The sequence below is a fragment of the Streptomyces shenzhenensis genome, from assembly GCF_021462265.1.
Classification (GTDB): Bacteria; Actinomycetota; Actinomycetes; order Streptomycetales; family Streptomycetaceae; genus Streptomyces; species Streptomyces shenzhenensis.
Map to the genome: position 1 here is coordinate 63,874 of NZ_JAJONF010000008.1, position 17,281 is coordinate 81,154.

13 protein-coding genes are annotated in these 17,281 nt (G+C 71.4%); 3 read left to right on the top strand and 10 right to left on the bottom strand.

Features of this window, described 5'->3' with window-relative positions; all coding sequences use genetic code 11:
• Window positions 1-56: 56 nt before the first annotated feature.
• The 3 genes from LQ326_RS13550 to LQ326_RS13560 form a co-directional block, all read right to left on the bottom strand.
• Window positions 57-1,505 carry an aldehyde dehydrogenase family protein gene (locus tag LQ326_RS13550; RefSeq protein ID WP_234536056.1) on the bottom strand — a complete coding sequence of 483 codons (1,449 nt, stop codon included), beginning with the start codon at window positions 1,503-1,505 and terminating at the stop codon, window positions 57-59.
• Window positions 1,506-1,761: 256 nt separating this feature from the next.
• Complete coding sequence (locus LQ326_RS13555; RefSeq protein WP_234536057.1) at window positions 1,762-3,327, bottom strand: PucR family transcriptional regulator; 1,566 nt, start codon at window positions 3,325-3,327, stop codon at window positions 1,762-1,764.
• Window positions 3,328-3,466: 139 nt separating this feature from the next.
• A complete protein-coding gene (locus LQ326_RS13560; protein WP_234536059.1) occupies window positions 3,467-5,653 on the bottom strand; it encodes an ATP-binding protein in 2,187 nt (728 codons plus the stop codon).
• 303 nt (window positions 5,654-5,956) lie between these two features.
• Here LQ326_RS13560 and gabT point away from each other — a divergent pair, with 303 nt between their 5' ends.
• Both gabT and LQ326_RS13570 read left to right on the top strand, forming a co-directional pair.
• The gene (gene gabT / locus LQ326_RS13565) at window positions 5,957-7,291 is read left to right on the top strand and encodes a 4-aminobutyrate--2-oxoglutarate transaminase (RefSeq protein ID WP_234536061.1); all 1,335 of its coding nucleotides are present in this window, start codon (window positions 5,957-5,959) and stop codon (window positions 7,289-7,291) included.
• A 222-nt stretch (window positions 7,292-7,513) separates the two neighbouring features.
• On the top strand, window positions 7,514-8,356 hold the full coding sequence (locus tag LQ326_RS13570; RefSeq protein WP_234536063.1) for a phosphatase PAP2 family protein: 843 nt from the start codon (window positions 7,514-7,516) through the stop codon (window positions 8,354-8,356).
• 55 nt (window positions 8,357-8,411) lie between these two features.
• Here the strand turns inward: LQ326_RS13570 and LQ326_RS13575 are convergent, their stop codons facing one another.
• The 6 genes from LQ326_RS13575 to LQ326_RS13600 are packed head-to-tail and all read right to left on the bottom strand — an operon-like array spanning window position 8,412 to window position 15,579.
• The gene (locus tag LQ326_RS13575; RefSeq protein ID WP_234536065.1) at window positions 8,412-9,839 is read right to left on the bottom strand and encodes an NAD(P)/FAD-dependent oxidoreductase; all 1,428 of its coding nucleotides are present in this window, start codon (window positions 9,837-9,839) and stop codon (window positions 8,412-8,414) included.
• A 30-nt stretch (window positions 9,840-9,869) separates the two neighbouring features.
• Window positions 9,870-10,670 carry an ABC transporter permease gene (locus tag LQ326_RS13580; protein WP_234536067.1) on the bottom strand — a complete coding sequence of 267 codons (801 nt, stop codon included), beginning with the start codon at window positions 10,668-10,670 and terminating at the stop codon, window positions 9,870-9,872.
• Window positions 10,671-11,603, bottom strand: a complete 933-nt coding sequence (locus tag LQ326_RS13585) for an ABC transporter permease (RefSeq protein WP_234536069.1) — start codon at window positions 11,601-11,603, stop codon at window positions 10,671-10,673.
• A complete protein-coding gene (locus LQ326_RS13590) occupies window positions 11,603-12,748 on the bottom strand; it encodes an ABC transporter ATP-binding protein (RefSeq protein ID WP_234536071.1) in 1,146 nt (381 codons plus the stop codon). Before LQ326_RS13590 ends, LQ326_RS13585 begins: the two co-directional genes overlap by 1 nt.
• Before the next feature lie 7 nt (window positions 12,749-12,755).
• Entirely contained in the window at window positions 12,756-13,991 is a 1,236-nt protein-coding gene (locus LQ326_RS13595) for an ABC transporter substrate-binding protein (RefSeq protein WP_234536073.1), read from the bottom strand.
• A 52-nt stretch (window positions 13,992-14,043) separates the two neighbouring features.
• The gene (locus LQ326_RS13600; protein ID WP_234536075.1) at window positions 14,044-15,579 is read right to left on the bottom strand and encodes a gamma-aminobutyraldehyde dehydrogenase; all 1,536 of its coding nucleotides are present in this window, start codon (window positions 15,577-15,579) and stop codon (window positions 14,044-14,046) included.
• Between the two features lie 209 nt (window positions 15,580-15,788).
• Between LQ326_RS13600 and ybiA the strand changes: the two genes are divergently transcribed.
• Window positions 15,789-16,361, top strand: a complete 573-nt coding sequence (ybiA, locus tag LQ326_RS13605; protein ID WP_234536078.1) for a riboflavin biosynthesis intermediates N-glycosidase — start codon at window positions 15,789-15,791, stop codon at window positions 16,359-16,361.
• 113 nt (window positions 16,362-16,474) lie between these two features.
• On the opposite strand, the gene LQ326_RS13610 is transcribed toward ybiA, so the two are convergent.
• Window positions 16,475-17,206, bottom strand: a complete 732-nt coding sequence (locus tag LQ326_RS13610; RefSeq protein WP_234536420.1) for a DUF4190 domain-containing protein — start codon at window positions 17,204-17,206, stop codon at window positions 16,475-16,477.
• Between the last annotated feature and the right edge of the window lie 75 nt (window positions 17,207-17,281).

Below are 17,281 nucleotides of genomic sequence, written 5' to 3' on the forward strand. Positions count from 1 at the left end.
GCCCCCGCACAGCGGGCCGCGGCCGTCCCGGCGCGCTCAGACCTGTCCGTGGCAGGTCACAGGGCGAGGCCGGTGAGGACCAGGACGCGCTCGTAGGTGTAGTCGTCCATCGCGAACCTGACGCCCTCGCGGCCGACGCCGGACTGCTTCACGCCGCCGTACGGCATCTGGTCGGCGCGGTAGGAGGGGACGTCGCCGATCACGACACCGCCGACCTCAAGGGCGCGGTGGGCGCGGAAGGCGAGCTGGAGGTCGTGGGTGAACACGCCCGCCTGGAGGCCGTACTTGGAAGCGTTGACGGCGGCGAAGGCCTCGGCCTCGCCGTGCACCTTCTGCACCGTCAGGACGGGTCCGAAGATCTCCTCGCAGGAGATGGTGGTGTCCTCGGGGACGTCGGTGAGGACGGTCGGCGCGTAGCTGGCGCCGTCGCGGTCGCCGCCGGTGACCAGGGTGGCGCCGGCCTCGACGGCCTCCTTCACCCACGCCTCGACCCGCTCCGCCGCCGCCTCGCTGACCAGCGGGCCGACGTCGGTCCTGTCGTCGGCGGGGTCACCGGTGACCTGGGCCTCGACGGCGGCGACGATGCGCGGCAGCAGCCGGTCGTAGACGGCGGCATCGGCGATGACCCGCTGCACGGAGATGCAGGACTGGCCGCCCTGGTAGTTGGAGAAGGTCGCGATGCGGGTGGCGGCCCAGTCGAGGTCGGCGTCGCTCGCGTAGTCGCCGAGGACGACGGCCGCGCCGTTGCCGCCGAGCTCCAGGGTGCAGTGCTTGCGGGGCACCGAGTCCATGATCGAGTAGCCGACCTTCTCGGAACCGGTGAAGGAGATGACCGGGAGGCGCTCGTCCTGGACGAGGGCGGCCATCTTGTCGTTGGCGACCGGGAGGATCGACCAGGAGCCGGCCGGGAGACCGGTGGTCTCGGCCAGCAGGTCGCCGATGATCAGGCCGGACAGGGGCGTGGCCGGGGCCGGCTTCAGGATGATCGGCACACCGGCCGCGATCGCCGGGGCGATCTTGTGGGCGCACAGGTTGAGGGGGAAGTTGAAGGGCGCGATGCCGAGGACGACGCCCTTCGGGAACCGGCGGGTGAGCGCGAGGCGGCCCTGGCCGCCGAGGTCGGTGTCGAGGCGCTGGGCCTCGCCGCCGTTGAAGCGGCGGGCTTCCTCGGCCGCGAACCGGAACACGGACACGGCGCGCCCGACTTCCCCGCGGGCCCACTTGATCGGCTTGCCGTTCTCGGCGGAGATCAGCCGGGCTATCTCCTCGGTGCGCTCGGCGAGACGGCGGCTGACGTGGTCGAGGGCGGCGGCGCGTACGTGGGCCGGGGTGGCCGCGAACTCGTCCCGTACGGCGTACGCGGCGGCGACGGCTTCCTCGACCTGGGCGTCGGTGGGCACGCTGACCTTGCCGACGAGACGGGCGTCCCACGGGCTGGTGACGTCGAAGGTGGCCTCGCCGGTGACCTGGCGGCCGGCGAGCCAGAAGGCGGTGGTGGAAGTCATGTGGGTCCCGGCCCTTCCGTGTTTCGGGTGTGCTGTCCTTGGTGTTCGGCTCAACGGTAGGGCGGGAGCCGCCGGGGAGCTTTTGTCCGAGCCGTACGGGTGCGGGGCGGCGCTACGCCGGTTTGGCGTGGTGGGGAACGGCGACCGCAGTTCGGCGGGAAGCGGATCAGGACTGCACCTGGCGGACGGCCGCGGCCAGCGTCCCCGGTATGCCCGTCATGGCCGGAAACATTGCCCAGAGACCGGCAGATCGGTGTTACTCCGCCGATGTCGCCTTGAGGGCCAGCCACAGCTCCATGCGGACGTCGGGGTCGTCCAGGGACCGGCCGAGGATCTCCTCGACCCGCCGCATCCGGTAGCGGAGCGTGTGGCGGTGGACCCCGAGGTCGGCCGCCGCCGCGTCCCACTGGCCGTGCCGGGAGAGCCATGCCCGCAGGGAGGCGACCAGGTCTCCCCTGCCGGTCGCGTCGTGCTCGTACAACGGCCTCAGCAGGCCGTCGGCGAACGCCTTCACCGCGTCGTCGGCGAGCAGGGGAAGGACCGAGCCCGACGCCAGCTGATCGTGCTCGACCAGGATCCGGCCCCTGCGCCGGGCCACGGACAGCGCCTGCTCGGCCTGTTTGTAGGCGGCCGCCGCGGCGATCGGGCCGGACGGGGCGGAGAGGCCGACGACCAGGTCGTCGGCGTCCGCTGCCGCCTGCTCCCGCGCCGCCCGCGCCGCTTCCCGGGCGGCCGCGTACTCGACGCACGCCGTGACCGCCGCACCGCCGTCCGCGGCCAGCACCACCAGCCGCTCCCCCTCGGGCACCACCAGCACGGCCTCCCCGGCACGGGCCGCGGCCGACTCCACCGCCTCCACGAGACCGGCCAGCAGTTCGCCTCCCGCGTCCGCGACGATCATCCGGAACGGGGCGTCGAGCAGGCGGCCGTACAGGTCACCGGCGACCGCGCGCGCGTGGTCCGGCTGGCCGGCGAGCAGCATGCGCAGCACCGCCGCCCCGACCCGCTGCTCGGCCGCGTGGAGGGAGCGGGAGCGTTCCGTCGTGAGGGTGAGCAGCGCGATGGCGGAGTGGACGGCGTAGCGCTCCGCCGTGCCGAGCGCCGACGCGGTGCCGACCGCCAGGGCCGCTCGCGGGCGGCGGCCGGTGCCGAGCGAGTGGAGTTCCACCCGGTCCTCGTTGTCGGGGCCGCCGACCACCGAGGACGCCGGTGCCGGGCGCTCCCGCAGGCGCTCCACCTCCGCCGTCAGGCGGGCCGCCCGGCGGCCCGCCCACTCCGGTGCCGTCGCGACGACCGCGCCGGACGCGTCGTACAGCGCCGCCCAGCCGTCCACCTGTGCCGCGAGCGCGGTGAGCAGCCCCTCCGGGCCGGCGTTCAGCGCCTGCCTGGTCAGTTCGCGCTGGGCGGCGAAGCCCGCCGTCACCGCCCGGTACTGGTCGGCCGCGATCGCCGCCGAGACCGCCTTGCTGATGGCGAGGAAGGGGGTGCGGCGCGGTACCTCCAGCAGGGGCAGTCCTTCGCGTTCCGCCGCGTCGACCAGGGCCTTGGGAATCTCGTCGTAATTGACCCCCACGGCGAAGCCGAGGCCCACCACACCGGCTCCCACCAGGCGCTTCACGTACTTGCGCATCGCCTGCGGATCCTCCGCGTCCAGTTTCAGCGCGGTGATCAGGAGCAGTTCCCCGCCCTCCATGTAGGGCACGGGATCGGCGAGTTCGCTGACATGGGCCCAGCGCACGGGCACGTCGAGGCGGTCCTCGCCCGCGCGCACGGTCAGTTTGAGCGCGGAGTGGTGGACGAGCGAGGCGAGCGTCGGTGGCATGAGGCCGTCAGATCTTCTCTTCGGTCGTGAGCGTCGCAGGCGCCGTGGGCGTCATGGCCGGGGCAGCGTGCTTTGGCCGTCTCGTATGAACGGTCTCTGTCGATTCTGCCTCACTGTACGGTCACGTGTGGCCCGGTGTTCAGAGGCGGCCGCCGCTCCTGAGGTCCACCAGCAGCGGGGGCGCGTGCTCGCCCTTGACCGTCGTCAGGGAGAGGACCGCGTGGCCCGGTGGTACGCCGTGGGCGAGCTCGGAGGCCGACCAGCGCTCGCGCTCCACCTGCCGGACGGTGACCGCCCGCGCCGTGGGCGCCTTGCCGGTGATCACCCGGCGCACGACGTGCAGCGCCTTGCCCGCCGGAGTCTCCGCGATGATCTGGCGGTCGGTGACGTCCCGGGCCTCAATCCACTCCTTGCCCCAGACCTCGGCGAAGTCCTGCCCGTCCCAGGGGGTGAGTCCGGCGAAGGCCATCCTGCAGCCGGTGGCGCCCAGGAGCGGGCCGCGGAGCGGGCGGGGTACGTCGTCCAGGGTGCGCAGGGTCAGCGCGATGCCGGCGTTGGCGGAGCGCAGGCGCTGGATGGCGCGGACCGCCTCCGGGGTCACCACGCCCGTCGCGTCGTCCAGGAGCAGGCAGGAGAAGAGCGAGCGGTCCTCCCGTACCGACACGCTCGCGGTGAACTGGGCGAGCACCAGGCGGGCCAGGATGCGGGAGGCGTCCGCGTGGCCGCGCTCGGGCAGGTCGATGCGGACCCGCACCGGGTGGTCGAGGGCCTTGAGGGAGAAGGGGCGGGACTGGCCGGAGGTGTCGAAGAAGCCGGCGAAGGCCGGGCGGTCCAGGAGGGCGATGCGGTCGGCCAGGACCGCGCCGACGTCTCCCGGCTGTCCCATCTGGCGTTCGCGCGCGTCGAGTTCGCGCAGCAGCGACTCGTGACCGGTCTCGGTCAGCCGCGTGCGGAGCGCGGCGAGCGGGCCGGGGTCGCCGTCGAGGAGCCGGCGCAGTTCGGGGATGGCGGGGAAGCGGCCGTGGACCGCCTTGAACGGGCCGATCAGCTGCGCGAGGACGGTGGTGGAGCGGCGGCTGTCGCTGCCGGGGTGCGGGTCGGCGAGGTCGCCGACGAGGGCCTCGGCGAGTATGGCGGCGGCCTCGTCGGGGTCGGTGGTGCCGCCGTACAGGTCGAGGTCGTAGACGGACTCGGGGTGGGCGACACGGACGACGACGTCGTAGGCGTCGGCGGGTCCGAGGCCTGCGCCGGCCGCGCCGACGACGACCACACAGGCGCGGCCTGCCAGGGCGTGCAGGCAGAGTGACTCGGCGAGCGGGCGGACCAGGCTGCCGGTCTTGCCGCTGCCGGCCGGGCCGACGGCGAGCAGGGAGGTGCCGAGCAGTTCGGGGCCGAGGGCGAGGCCGGCACCCCGGTACTGGTAGGGGTTGCGGGGGTCGTCGGCCGTGGTGCCGAGCCGGACCTGGCCGGTGACCAGGTCGTGGCGGGCGTGCCGGGCGGGCAGGTCGCGTTCGCCGGAGGGGTGCGGGCAGGCGGCGGCGCCGTCCTTGACCACGGCGGCGGTGAAGCCGGCCATGCTGTGCCGGCCGCTCCGTACGCCCTGCCAGGCGCGGGCGATCCGGGCGTGGTCCACGTCCCGCATCAGCCCGCTCCGCGCCTCCCCGGCCAGCCGGTCGGCGGCCTCGGGCGCTCCGGCGGCACGGAGGTGGGGCCACTGAGCGGGGTCCTCCTCCGGGGCCGGGGCCTCCTGCCGGGACAGCGCGGGCCTGAACCGAGGCGCCACGAACCGCCGCCACACCTCGCCCCAGCGGCCGAGCCTGCCCACCACGAGCATGATGGTGAGGGCGACCAGATAGGTGTATCCCTCGTAGATGAAACGGCTCGCGGTCGGTGAGATCGTGGCGTTCTGGCCCTGCCATGAGGCGGGGAGAAGCAGCTGGAGCGGCAGCCCCCACCACGCGCCCAGATAGCCGTGCGTGAGCAGGGACCACACCAGCCAGCCCACCAGGAAGGCGATCAGGGCGCCACTCAGCAGTTGCCGTGTGGGCAGTTCCTCCGGCTCCCGTTCCGCCCGCGGCCGGTACCCGATCCGCCACACCCCCGGCGCCGCCTCCGGCCTGGGTGCCCGCAGCCAGGTCAGGAAGGCCGAGCCGTCCGGCAGCGGCGGCACCGTCGGCGGTGCCGTCGGGCGCGGGGGCATCGCGGGCGCCTCGACCGGCATCGCGGGTGCCTCGGAGGGCGTCGCGTCCGCGTCCCGTGGCCCCGCCGGTCGCGGCACAGGATTCGCATGCGTACGCCGCGTGTCCCGCGTCCCGTCGCTGTCCATCGCTCTCGCTCCCTGACCAGCCGTTCCGTCCACCGTCAGCGGCCAATCTAACGCCCTTACAAGGGGAGTTCACCGCTTACGCGGCCGAGGAGCGGTGCGGGCCGGACACCGGGCACCCGGCCCCACTATGTCCATCACGGACAACAACGCTCCCCGACAACGCCCACATGGAGCATGCCCACCTCTCACAGCCAGCCCTAGCCTGCGAAGAAAGAAGGAAAGCGTCCGAAAACGCACCACCGGAGCAACCGAACGGAACGCGCCCGGCACGCATCGGTTCGCACCACTCATCAGGGAGCCCCCATGACCGCACTTCCGCAGGAGCGCCGCGTCGTCACCGCCATCCCCGGCCCGAAGTCGCAGGAGCTGCAGTCCCGCCGTCTCGCCGCGGTGGCGCAGGGGGTGGGCTCGGTGCTGCCCGTCTTCACCGCGCGCGCGGGCGGCGGCATCATCGAGGACGTCGACGGCAACCGCCTCATCGACTTCGGTTCCGGCATCGCCGTGACCTCCGTAGGCGCCTCCGCCGAGGCCGTCGTACGCCGGGCGAGCGCCCAGCTGGCCGACTTCACCCACACCTGTTTCATGGTCACCCCGTACGAGGGCTACGTGGCGGTCGCCGAGGCCCTCGCGGAGCTCACCCCGGGTGACCACGCCAAGAAGTCCGCGCTGTTCAACTCCGGCGCCGAGGCCGTCGAGAACGCCGTGAAGATCGCCCGCGCCTACACCAAGCGCCAGGCCGTCGTCGTGTTCGACCACGGCTACCACGGGCGGACCAACCTCACGATGGCGCTGACCGCCAAGAACATGCCGTACAAGCACGGCTTCGGTCCGTTCGCCCCCGAGGTGTACCGCGTCCCGGTCGCCTACGCCTACCGCTGGCCGACCGGCCCGGAGAACGCCGGTCCCGAGGCCGCCAAGCAGGCCATCGACCAGATCAGCAAGCAGGTCGGCGCCGAGAACGTCGCCGCGGTCATCATCGAGCCGGTGCTCGGCGAGGGCGGCTTCATCGAGCCGGCCAAGGGCTTCCTGCCGGCGATCCGGCAGTTCGCCGCCGACAACGGGATCGTCTTCGTCGCGGACGAGATCCAGTCCGGCTTCTGCCGTACGGGTCAGTGGTTCGCGTGTGAGGACGAGGGCATCGTCCCGGACCTGATCACCACGGCCAAGGGCATAGCGGGCGGTCTCCCGCTCGCCGCCGTGACCGGCCGCGCCGAGATCATGGACGCCGCGCACGCCGGCGGCCTCGGCGGTACCTACGGCGGCAACCCGGTCGCCTGCGCCGGTGCGCTCGGGGCCATCGAGACCATGAAGGAGCTCGACCTCAACGCCAAGGCCCGGCAGATCGAGGCGATCATGAAGCCCCGCCTCGCCGCCATGGCCGAGAAGTTCGACATCATCGGCGACGTCCGCGGCCGGGGCGCGATGATCGCCATCGAGCTGGTCAAGGACCGCGCCACCAAGGAGCCGAACCCGGAGGCCACCGCGGCCCTCGCCAAGGCCTGCCACCAGGAGGGACTGCTGGTCCTGACCTGTGGCACCTACGGCAACGTGATCCGCTTCCTGCCTCCGCTCGTCATCGGCGAGGACCTCCTCAACGAGGGCCTCGACATCGTCGAGCAGGTCTTCGCGCGGATCTGAGCCATCGGCTTCCCGCAGTCGGCACAGCGGATCCCGAACCCGTGTGTCACCACCGCCCCACCCCTCCCACCTGGCGTGCTGTGGGGGGCCGGGGCGGCGCTCGGCAGGCCGTGTGAAGAAGGTGTGCGAGGTGCATGGCGGGACGCGATTCCGCCTGTCGCCGCACCGGCCCCTGCCGTAGGTTCTACCCGGATGAGAGATACACCTCGCCCACAGGGGACTGTGGGCGATTTCAGGACGGGGCCTCCCCAGCTTCGACCTGGTCGTGCCCTCGCGCACACAACCGGTGCCTCCGGCCCCGGATCTCCTCACCGATCGGACAGTCGCCCGCCCCAAACCCCCCGGGGCGCGCGGCATTCCGATCCGGACGGCCGCCCCGGAACCACCCCCCCTGTTCCGGGGCGGCCGACCTCCTTCCTCCGTTTTCCCCTCATGGGACTTCTGGGACTGCTGGGCCTGCCGGCCCTCCTGTTCGCGCTGATCACCTGGCAGGTCGTGGCCCACGGCCCGCTGCTCCGCCTGGACAGCCGCCTGAGCAGCGCACTCGTCCACCCGGACCGGTTCTCCGAACTTCTCGCCGACCTCGGGAACGTGCAGATCGCGGTCCCGGTCCTGGTGCTCGTCATCGGCTACGCCGCCTGGCGCGGCCGTGCCGCCGGTACAGACCGCTGGTGGCTGCCGCCCACGGCCGCCGCCGTCCTGATGGCCCTGGTCCCGGCGATCATCGTGCCGCTCAAGGACTGGACCGCCCGCCCGGGCACTCCGGTGGTGCCCCCGGCGGTCGGTTACTTCCCCTCCGGCCACACGGCGACGGCGGCGATCGCGTACGGCTCCGCGACGCTGCTCCTTCTCCCCTGGCTCGTCTCCGCCGCCGCCCGCCGGGCCGCCGCCGCCGGCTGCGCGGCACTCGTCCTCGGCGTCTCCTACGGTCTGGTCCGCCGCGGCTGGCACTGGCCGCTGGACGTGGTGGCCAGCTGGTGCCTGGCCACCGTCCTGCTGACGGCACTGGGAGTGCTGCTCACCTGGAGCACGCGCCGAGGTTCACCCCCACCGCCCACCGCCTGAGGTCGCCCTCGGGCCCGCGGACGCGCCGCGCGGACCGGATCACACTTCGCCGGGCTCAGCTGTCGAAGCCGAGCCCGAGCCGGTCCATCGTCCGCAGCCACAGGTTGCGGCGGCCGCCATGGGCGTCGGCGCGGGCCAGCGACCACTTGGTGAGCGCGATGCCGGTCCAGGCGAACGGCTCGGGCGGGAACGGCAGCGGCTTCTTGCGGACCATCTCGAGCCGGGTGCGCTCGGTCTCCTCCCCGGCCAGCAGGTCCAGCATCACGTCGGCCCCGAAGCGGGTGGCGCCGACGCCGAGGCCGGTGTAGCCCGCCGCGTACGCGACCTTCCCCTGGTGCGCGGTGCCGAAGAACGCGGAGAAGCGGGAGCAGGTGTCGATGGCCCCGCCCCAGGCGTGTGTGAAGCGGACGCCCTCCAGCTGCGGGAAGCAGGTGAAGAAGTGCTCGGCGAGCTTGGCGTAGGTCTCCGGGCGGTCGTCGTACTCACGGCGCACCCGGCCGCCGTAGTGGTGGACGGCGTCGTAACCGCCCCACAGGATGCGGTTGTCGGCCGAGAGGCGGAAGTAGTGGAACTGGTTGGCGGAGTCGCCGAGACCCTGCCGGTTCTTCCAGCCGATCGCGCCCAGCTGCTCGGCGGTGAGCGGCTCGGTCATCAGGGCGTAGTCGTAGACCGGCACGGTGTAGGCGCGGACCCGCTTGATCAGGTTCGGGAAGATGTTGGTGGCGAGCGCGACCTGCCGGGCGCGGACCGAGCCGTACGGGGTGCGGACGGCCATGCCGGCGCCGTACACCCGCAGGGCGAGGGCGGGTGTGTGCTCGTACACCCGGACGCCGAGCGCGAGGCAGGCCTGCTTGAGGCCCCAGGCGAGCTTGGCCGGGTGCAGCATGGCCACGCCGTGACGGTCGTACAGGCCCGCCTCGAAGGTGGGCGAGGCGACCTGCTCGCGCACCGCGTCGGCGTCGAGGAACTCGATGCCGTCCGCGAGGCCCTGCCGCTCCAGTTCCCGGTGCCAGTCGCGCAGCGCCGAGGCCTGGTAGGTCTCGGTCGCGACGTCGATCTCGCCGGTGCGTTCGAACTCGCAGTCGATGCCGTGCCGGGCGACGGCGGCCTCGATCTCGTCGAGGTTGCGCCGGCCCAGCTCCTGCAGACGGTGGATCTCCTCGGGCCAGCGGGCGAGGCCGTTGGGCAGCCCGTGGGTGAGGGAGGCGGCGCAGAAGCCGCCGTTGCGGCCCGAGGCGGCCCAGCCCACCTCGTGGCCTTCCAGCAGGACCACATCGCGCCCGGGATCGCGCTCCTTGGCGTTGAGCGCGGTCCACAGTCCGCTGTAGCCGCCGCCGACGACCAGCAGGTCGCAGGTGTCGGCGCCGGTCAGCGCGGGCTCGGGGTGGGGCTTGCCGGGGTCTTCCAGCCAGTACGGGACCGGCTGTGCTTCGGAGAGGGACTTGGTCCAGTTTGCCTGACGGCTCATGGCGCTCGGGGCCATGATTTCAACTCCCTACGGATTCATCTGGGGTTATGCCTTTTGCCTGTTGCGGCGGTTGGTGACGAGCATCGAGGTCAGGACGAGCAGTACGGCGAGCAGGAACATGGCCGTACCGATGACATTGATCTGGACGGGGGTGCCGCGCTGTGCCGAACCCCAGACGAACATGGGGAAGGTGACGGTGGAGCCCGCGTTGAAATTGGTGATGATGAAATCGTCGAAGGAGAGCGCGAAGGAGAGCAGCGCGCCCGCCGCGATTCCGGGGGCCGCGATGGGGAGGGTGACCCGGAGGAAGGTCTGCGCCGGTCCGGCGTACAGGTCCCGGGCGGCCTCCTCCAGGCGCGGGTCCATCGACATCACGCGCGCCTTGACCGCGGTGACGACGAAGCTGAGGCAGAACATGATGTGGGCGATCAGGATGGTGTAGAAGCCGAGCTGCGCGCCCATGTTGAGGAACAGGGTGAGCAGCGAGGCCGCCATGACGACCTCGGGCATCGCCATCGGCAGGAAGATCAGCGAGTTGACGGCGCCGCGGGCGCGGAACCGGTAGCGGACCAGCGCGAAGGCGATCATCGTGCCGAGCACGGTGGCGCCGATGGTCGCCAGGGCGGCGATCCGGAGGCTGATGGAGAGCGAGCCGCACATGTCGGCGACGCCGCACGGCTGCTTCCAGGCGTCGAGCGAGAACTGCTGCCATTCGTAGTTGAAGCGCCCCTTCGGTCTGTTGAAGGAGAACACCGTGACGACGACGTTCGGAAGCAGGAGATATCCGAGGGTCAGCAGTCCCGCGATGACGACGAGATTCTTCTTGAGCCAGTTGACGAAGGGCATTTAGACCAGATCCTCCGTCCCGGACCGGCGAATGTAGAAGGTGACCATGGCGAGGATCGCGGCCATGAGGATGAAGGAGAGCGCGGCCGCTGTCGGGTAGTCGAGAATCCGCAGGAACTGCGTCTGGATCACGTTTCCGATCATGCGGGTGTCGGTGGAGCCGAGGAGTTCGGCGTTGACGTAGTCACCGGCGGCCGGGATGAAGGTCAGCAGCGTGCCGGAGACCACGCCCGGCATCGACAGCGGGAAGGTGACCTTCCGGAACGTCGTCCACGGCTTGGCGTACAGGTCGCCGGCGGCCTCGTGCAGCCGTCCGTCGATCCGCTCCAGCGAGGTGTAGAGCGGCAGGATCATGAACGGCAGGAAGTTGTACGTCAGACCGCAGACCACGGCGAGCGGTGTGGCCAGCACCCGGTCGCCGGCCGTCCAGCCGAGGAAGTCCGTGAGACTCAGGATGTGCAGCGAGTTCAGGACGTGCACGACCGGGCCGTTGTCGGCCAGGATCGTCTTCCAGGCCAGGGTGCGGATCAGGAAGCTGGTGAAGAACGGCGCGATCACCAGGATCATGATCAGGTTCCGCCAGCGTCCGGCGCGGAAGGCGATCAGGTAGGCCAGCGGGTAGCCGAGCAGCAGACACAGCACGGTCGCGGCGGCCGCGTAGAAGACGGACCTGAGGAACTGCGGCCAGTACTCGCTCAGCGCGTCCCAGTAGGTCGCGAAGTGCCAGGTGACCTTGTAGCCCTCTTCCAGGGAGCCCGTCTGGATGGACGTGGACGCCTGGTAGACCATCGGCAGGGCGAAGAAGACGACCAGCCAGAGGATGCCGGGCAGCAGCAGCCAGTAGGGAGTCCACTTGCCGCGCCTGCGCGGGGACTTCGCCTTCTCGGGTTCGGCGGGCGCCAGGGGCGGGGGCGCCTCGGAGAGCGTGGCCATCAGGCGGCCTCCTCCTCGGTGCCGGCGTCGATGTCCTGGGCGGCGTCGAGACCGAAGGTGTGGGCCGGACTCCAGTGCAGGACGACGTCGGCGCCCGGCACGAGCCGGCCGTCGCGTTCGACGTTCTGCACGTACACCGCGAATTCTTCGCAGACCGGGCTGTCGATGACGTACTGCGTGGAGACACCGATGAAACTGGCGTCGACGACCTTGCCGGTGATCCGGTTGCGGCCCTCGGGCACCGATCCCGCGTCGTCCGCGTGGGTGAGGGAGATCTTCTCGGGCCGGATCCCGACCAGCACCTTGCCGCCGTTCGTGGTCGGCGCCGAACATCGCGCGCCGGGCAGCACCAGCTTCCCGCCGCCGGCCCTCAGGACGATGTCGTCGCCGTTCTTCGTGTCGACCTCGGCCTCGATCAGGTTCGAGGTGCCGAGGAAGTTCGCCACGAAGGTGGTGTTCGGGTTCTCGTAGAGATCGGCCGGCGAGCCGAGCTGCTCGACGCGCCCCGCGTTCATCACGGCGACCGTGTCGGCCATGGTCATGGCCTCCTCCTGGTCGTGCGTGACGTGGATGAAGGTGATGCCGACCTCGGTCTGTATCCGCTTGAGCTCCAGCTGCATCTGGCGGCGCAGCTTGAGGTCGAGGGCACCGAGCGGCTCGTCGAGGAGGAGCACCTTGGGGTGGTTGATGAGGGCCCGCGCCACCGCGACCCGCTGCTGCTGGCCGCCGGAGAGCTGGTGCGGTTTCTTGCGCGCCTGCTCGCCGAGCTGGACCAGCTCCAGCATCTCCTCGACCTGCTTCTTCACGCTCTTGATGCCGCGCCGGCGCAGACCGAAGGCGACGTTCTCGAAGATGTCGAGGTGCGGGAAGAGGGCGTACGACTGGAAGACCGTGTTCACCGGCCTCTTGTACGGCGGCAGATGGGTCACGTCCTGGTCGCCGAGGTGCACGGTGCCGCTGGTCGGCTCCTCCAGCCCCGCGATCATGCGCAGGGTGGTGGTCTTGCCGCAGCCGGAGGCACCGAGGAGGGCGAAGAAGGAGCCCTGCGGCACGGTCAGGTCCATGGGCTGTACGGCGGTGAAGCCGTTGTCGTAGGTCTTGCCGATGCCGGTGAGGCGGACGTCGCCGCTGCTGTCTGTCGTCATGATGTCGTCACGCCCCTGTGAGCTTCGCGAACTTCTGCTGGTAGGCCGTCTCTTCCTTCGAGCTCAGGGCGCGGAAGGAACGGGACTTGGCCCCCATGGCTTTGTCGGGAACGATCAGCGGATTGCTGGCCGCCGACTTGTCGATCTTGGCAAGGTACGGCTTCACGTCCGCGACCGGACTGACGTAGTTGACGTACGCGGAGAGTTCGGCGGCCGGTTCGGGCTCGTAGTAGTAGTCGATGAGCCGCTCGGCGTTCGTCTTGTGGCGCGCCTTGTTGGGGATCAGCAGGTTGTCGGTCGACGTCATGTAGCCGCTGTCCGGGATGACGTACCCGACGTGCGGGTTGTCGGCCTGCAGCTGCACGATGTCGCCGCCCCAGGCGACACAGGCCGCCAGGTCGCCCTTGCTGAGGTCGGAGGTGTAGTCGTTGCCGGTGAACCGGCGGATCTGCCCCTTGTCGACGGCCTTCTGCAGCCGGGCGATCACCGCGTCGTAGTTGTCGCTGGTGAACTTCCCCGGGTCGATGCCCATGTCGAGCATGGTCATGCCGACGGTGTCGCGCATCTCGGTCAGCAGGCCGACCCGGCCCTTGAGGGCGGGGTTGTCGAGCAGGTCGGAGACCGACTTCACCTCGACGCCGTTCAGCGCCTTCTTGTTGAAGGCGACGACCGTCGAGATGCCCTGCCAGGGGTAGGAGTACGCCCGGCCCGGGTCCCAGTCGGGGCTGCGGAACTGGTCCGACAGGTTGGCGAAGGCGTGCGGCAGGTTCGACGCGTCCAGCTTCTGGACGTAGCCGAGCCGGATCATGCGGGCGGCCAGCCAGTCGGTGAGGACGATCAGGTCCCGGCCGGTGTCCTGGCCGGCGGCGAGCTGCGGCTGGATCTTGCCGAAGAACTCGTCGTTGTCGTTGATGTCCTCGGTGTACTTGACCGTGATGCCGGTCCGCTTGCGGAACGCGTCCAGGGTGGGGTGGACCTTTCCGCTGTCGTCGACGTCGATGTACTCGGGCCAGTTGGAGAAGTTGACGACCTTCTCCGTGGCCGAGTGGTCGTCGGCGGAGACCCCGCCCTGGGACTTGCCTGCCGCGGGGATGCCGCAGGCGCTCAGCGCCCCGGCACCGCCCACCGCGAGCGCGCCGCCCAGGAACGACCGGCGGGCCAGAGCGGCCCGGCCGGAGCGGAGACTGCGCCGCATGGCGGCCGCTTCGACCGGGGTCGGGCGGTCGGGCTCGTACTGCCTCATACGCTTGCTGCCCTTTCGGGAAGGGGGCCGTGACGAACGGCCGGAGTAGTGACTATCGGTCCCCGAAGATCGTGCGGTGCCAGTCCTTCCGCGGCACCGCCGTATTGTCGAACATAACGTGCTTGACCTGGGTGTACTCCTCGAACGAGTACACCGACATGTCCTTGCCGAAGCCGGACGCCTTGTAGCCGCCGTGCGGCATCTCGCTGATGATCGGAATGTGGTCGTTGACCCACACGCACCCCGCCTTGATCTCGCGGGTCGCCCGGTTCGCCCGGTAGACGCCGGTGGTCCACGCCGAGGCGGCCAGGCCGTAGGGGGTGTCGTTGGCCAGCCGGATGCCCTCATCATCACTGTCGAACGGCAGGACGACCAGCACCGGACCGAAGATCTCGGACTGGACGATCTCGCTGTCCTGCGGCGCGTCGGCGATCAGGGTGGGCCGATAGTACGCGCCGTTCTTGAGCTCCCCCTGCGGCGGCTCACCGCCGGTCACCACGCGCGCGTAACCGCGCGCCCGCTCCACGAAGGCGGCGACCCGGTCCCGCTGGGCGCGCGAGATCAGCGGCCCGAGATCGGTACCGGGAGCGAACGGATCGCCGAGCCGCACGGTCTCCATCAGCTCCGCCGTCCGCTCCACGAAGGCCTCGTAGAGCGGCCGCTGCACGTAGGCGCGGGTGGCGGCGGTGCAGTCCTGCCCGGTGTTGATGAGCGCCCCGGCCACGGCACCGTGCACGGCCGCCTCGAGGTCGGCGTCGTCGAACACCACGAAGGGAGCCTTGCCGCCGAGCTCCAGGTGCAGCCGCTTGACGGTCGCGGTCGCGACCTCGGCGACCCGCTTGCCGACACCGGTGGAGCCGGTGAAGGACGTCATGGCGACGTCGGGGTGCCCGACGAGGTGCTCACCGGCCTCCTTCCCCGTCCCGGTGACGATGTTGACGACCCCGTCGGGGATACCGGCGAGGGTGGCGGCCTCGGCGAAGAGCAGCGAGGTCAGCGGGGTCAGCTCGGCCGGCTTCAGCACGACGGTGTTGCCGGCGGCGATCGCCGGGAGGATCTTCCAGGCGGCCATCTGGAGCGGATAGTTCCAGGGCGCGATCGACCCGACGACGCCGATCGGCTCCCGGCGGACGTACGACGTGTGGTCGCCGGAGTACTCGGCGGCGGCCTGCCCCTGCAGATGCCGGGCCGCCCCCGCGAAGAACGCGGTGTTGTCGATGGTCCCCGGTACGTCGAACTCGCGCGTGAGCTTCAGCGGCTTGCCGCACTGGAGGGACTCGGCACGGGCGAATTCCTCGGCGCGGTCGGCGAGCACGGCGGCGAACCGGTGCAGCGCGTCGGACCGCTCACCGGGGGTGGTGGCGGCCCAGCCCGGGAAGGCGTCCCGCGCGGCGGCGACGGCCCGGTCGACGTCCTCGGTGCCGGCCAGCTCGTACGTGTACACGTCCATGCCGGTGGCCGGGTCGACGACGGCGTGGGTACGGCCCGACGTGCCCTTGGCGAACCGTCCCGCGATGTACTGCGCGCCGCCGGCGAGCCGCTCCTGTGCGGGGAAGGTCTCCGGGGTGGCTGTGCCCGGGTTGTCCATGTCGCTTCTCCTCCGCCGTCACCCCGTCCCGAGAGGCGGGTGGCGTAGCTCCAGCTGGATTTGACTGCCGATCCTGACAGAGCAGAAGGAGTGCAACAAGTGATTCCGTTGTTGCCTTTTGGTTAAGCAACGGAATCTGTCAACCAGGTGTCGAGTAGGCAGCGAAAAGGAGGGACGGAGTGTCAGTGGTGCCTGCCAGACTGGCGTGCATGGCGGCGATCGATTCTGTGGAGGCCCTGATCAGGGCGGCCCAGGCGGGGGCCAGGATCAGGTACCTGCACTTCTGGGGACACCGGCCGAGGCCGGACGGGCGGGTGTCGGCGAGCTGTCTGAGCCAGTGGTGGCCGTCACGGTTCGTGGTCGACGGGGTGGAGTACGCGACCGCCGAGCACTGGATGATGGCGGGGAAGGCCCGGCTCTTCGGGGACGCGGAGGCCGAGCGTGCGGTCCTGGCGGCGAAGCATCCCGCGGAGGCGAAGAAGGCGGGCCGGCTGGTCCGCGGCTTCGACGAGGAGACATGGCGGCGGGAGCGCTTCGGGCTCGTGACCGAGGGCAGCGTGCACAAGTTCGCCGCCGACACCGGGCTACGGGACTTCCTGCTGGGCACCGGCGACCGGGTCCTGGTGGAGGCGAGCCCGGTGGACCGGATATGGGGCATCGGCCTGACGGCGACGGACGCGGGGGCGGATGATCCGGAGCGGTGGCGGGGGCTGAACCTGCTGGGGTTCGCGTTGATGGCGGCGCGGGAGCGCCTGGCGGCGGAGGAGACCGGTTCCGCCTGAAGGGGCGCGTGGATTCCGCCGACGGGACCGGCCCTGCCTGAAGGGCCGCGGGGCTGTATCGATGTGCGGCTCCGCCGCGTGGGCGCGGCCGGCCCCCACCCACCCGGCGACCTCTATCGGCTCCCCTGCGCTCCCGCCACCACGATCAGCGTGATGAACGCACCGGCGAGCACCAGCCCCGCCGACCCGCAGATGATCCCGGCCAGCGCCTGCCCGCCGTTCGTGGCCCGGCCTCGTGTGACCCGGGCCCGCCCGATCGACCCGAACACGATCGCCAGCACCCCCATCACCAGCGCGACCGGTGCCAGGCAGAACCCGACCGCGCTGATGATCCCCGTCACCATGGCGGCCGTCCCCAGCCCGTTGTCCGGCCCCGGCTGCGTCCCGGGCCAGCCGCCGTAGCCCCCGGGCCCGCCCGGGTACGACGGCAGCGGCTGGCCGGGGTAGCCGTACCCCGGCACCGGAGCGCCACCGGGACCAGGGGCCCCGGGATGGCCGTACGGCACGGGCCCCGGCCCGTTCGGGGCGATCGGCGGTGGCGGCACCGCCGCGCTGGGCGGCTGCTGCGCCGCGGGAGGGGCGTAGGGGTTGGGCGACGACGGCGCGGCCGGATGTGGCGCCGCGAAGGGGTTCGCCTGCGGGGCCGGCCGCGGGGAGGGCGCCGCGAAGGGGTTGGCCCAGCCCTGCGGCGGTGTGGTGGCGGAGGTGTCCGGCCCCGGTATCGCCGCGGCCGTGGGCTCGTCGTGGACCCCCGGCGGCACCGTCACCGGCCCCGGTTCCTGCGCCCCGGCACCCTCCCCCTTGTCCAGCCGTACCTTCGGAGCCTTCGGCGCCTCGTCAGCCATCTCGCGATGTCCCCTCTCCCGCGCGCATGCCGCCGTCATGTTACGGCCCGGCCCCACACCGGCCCCGGCCCGGCC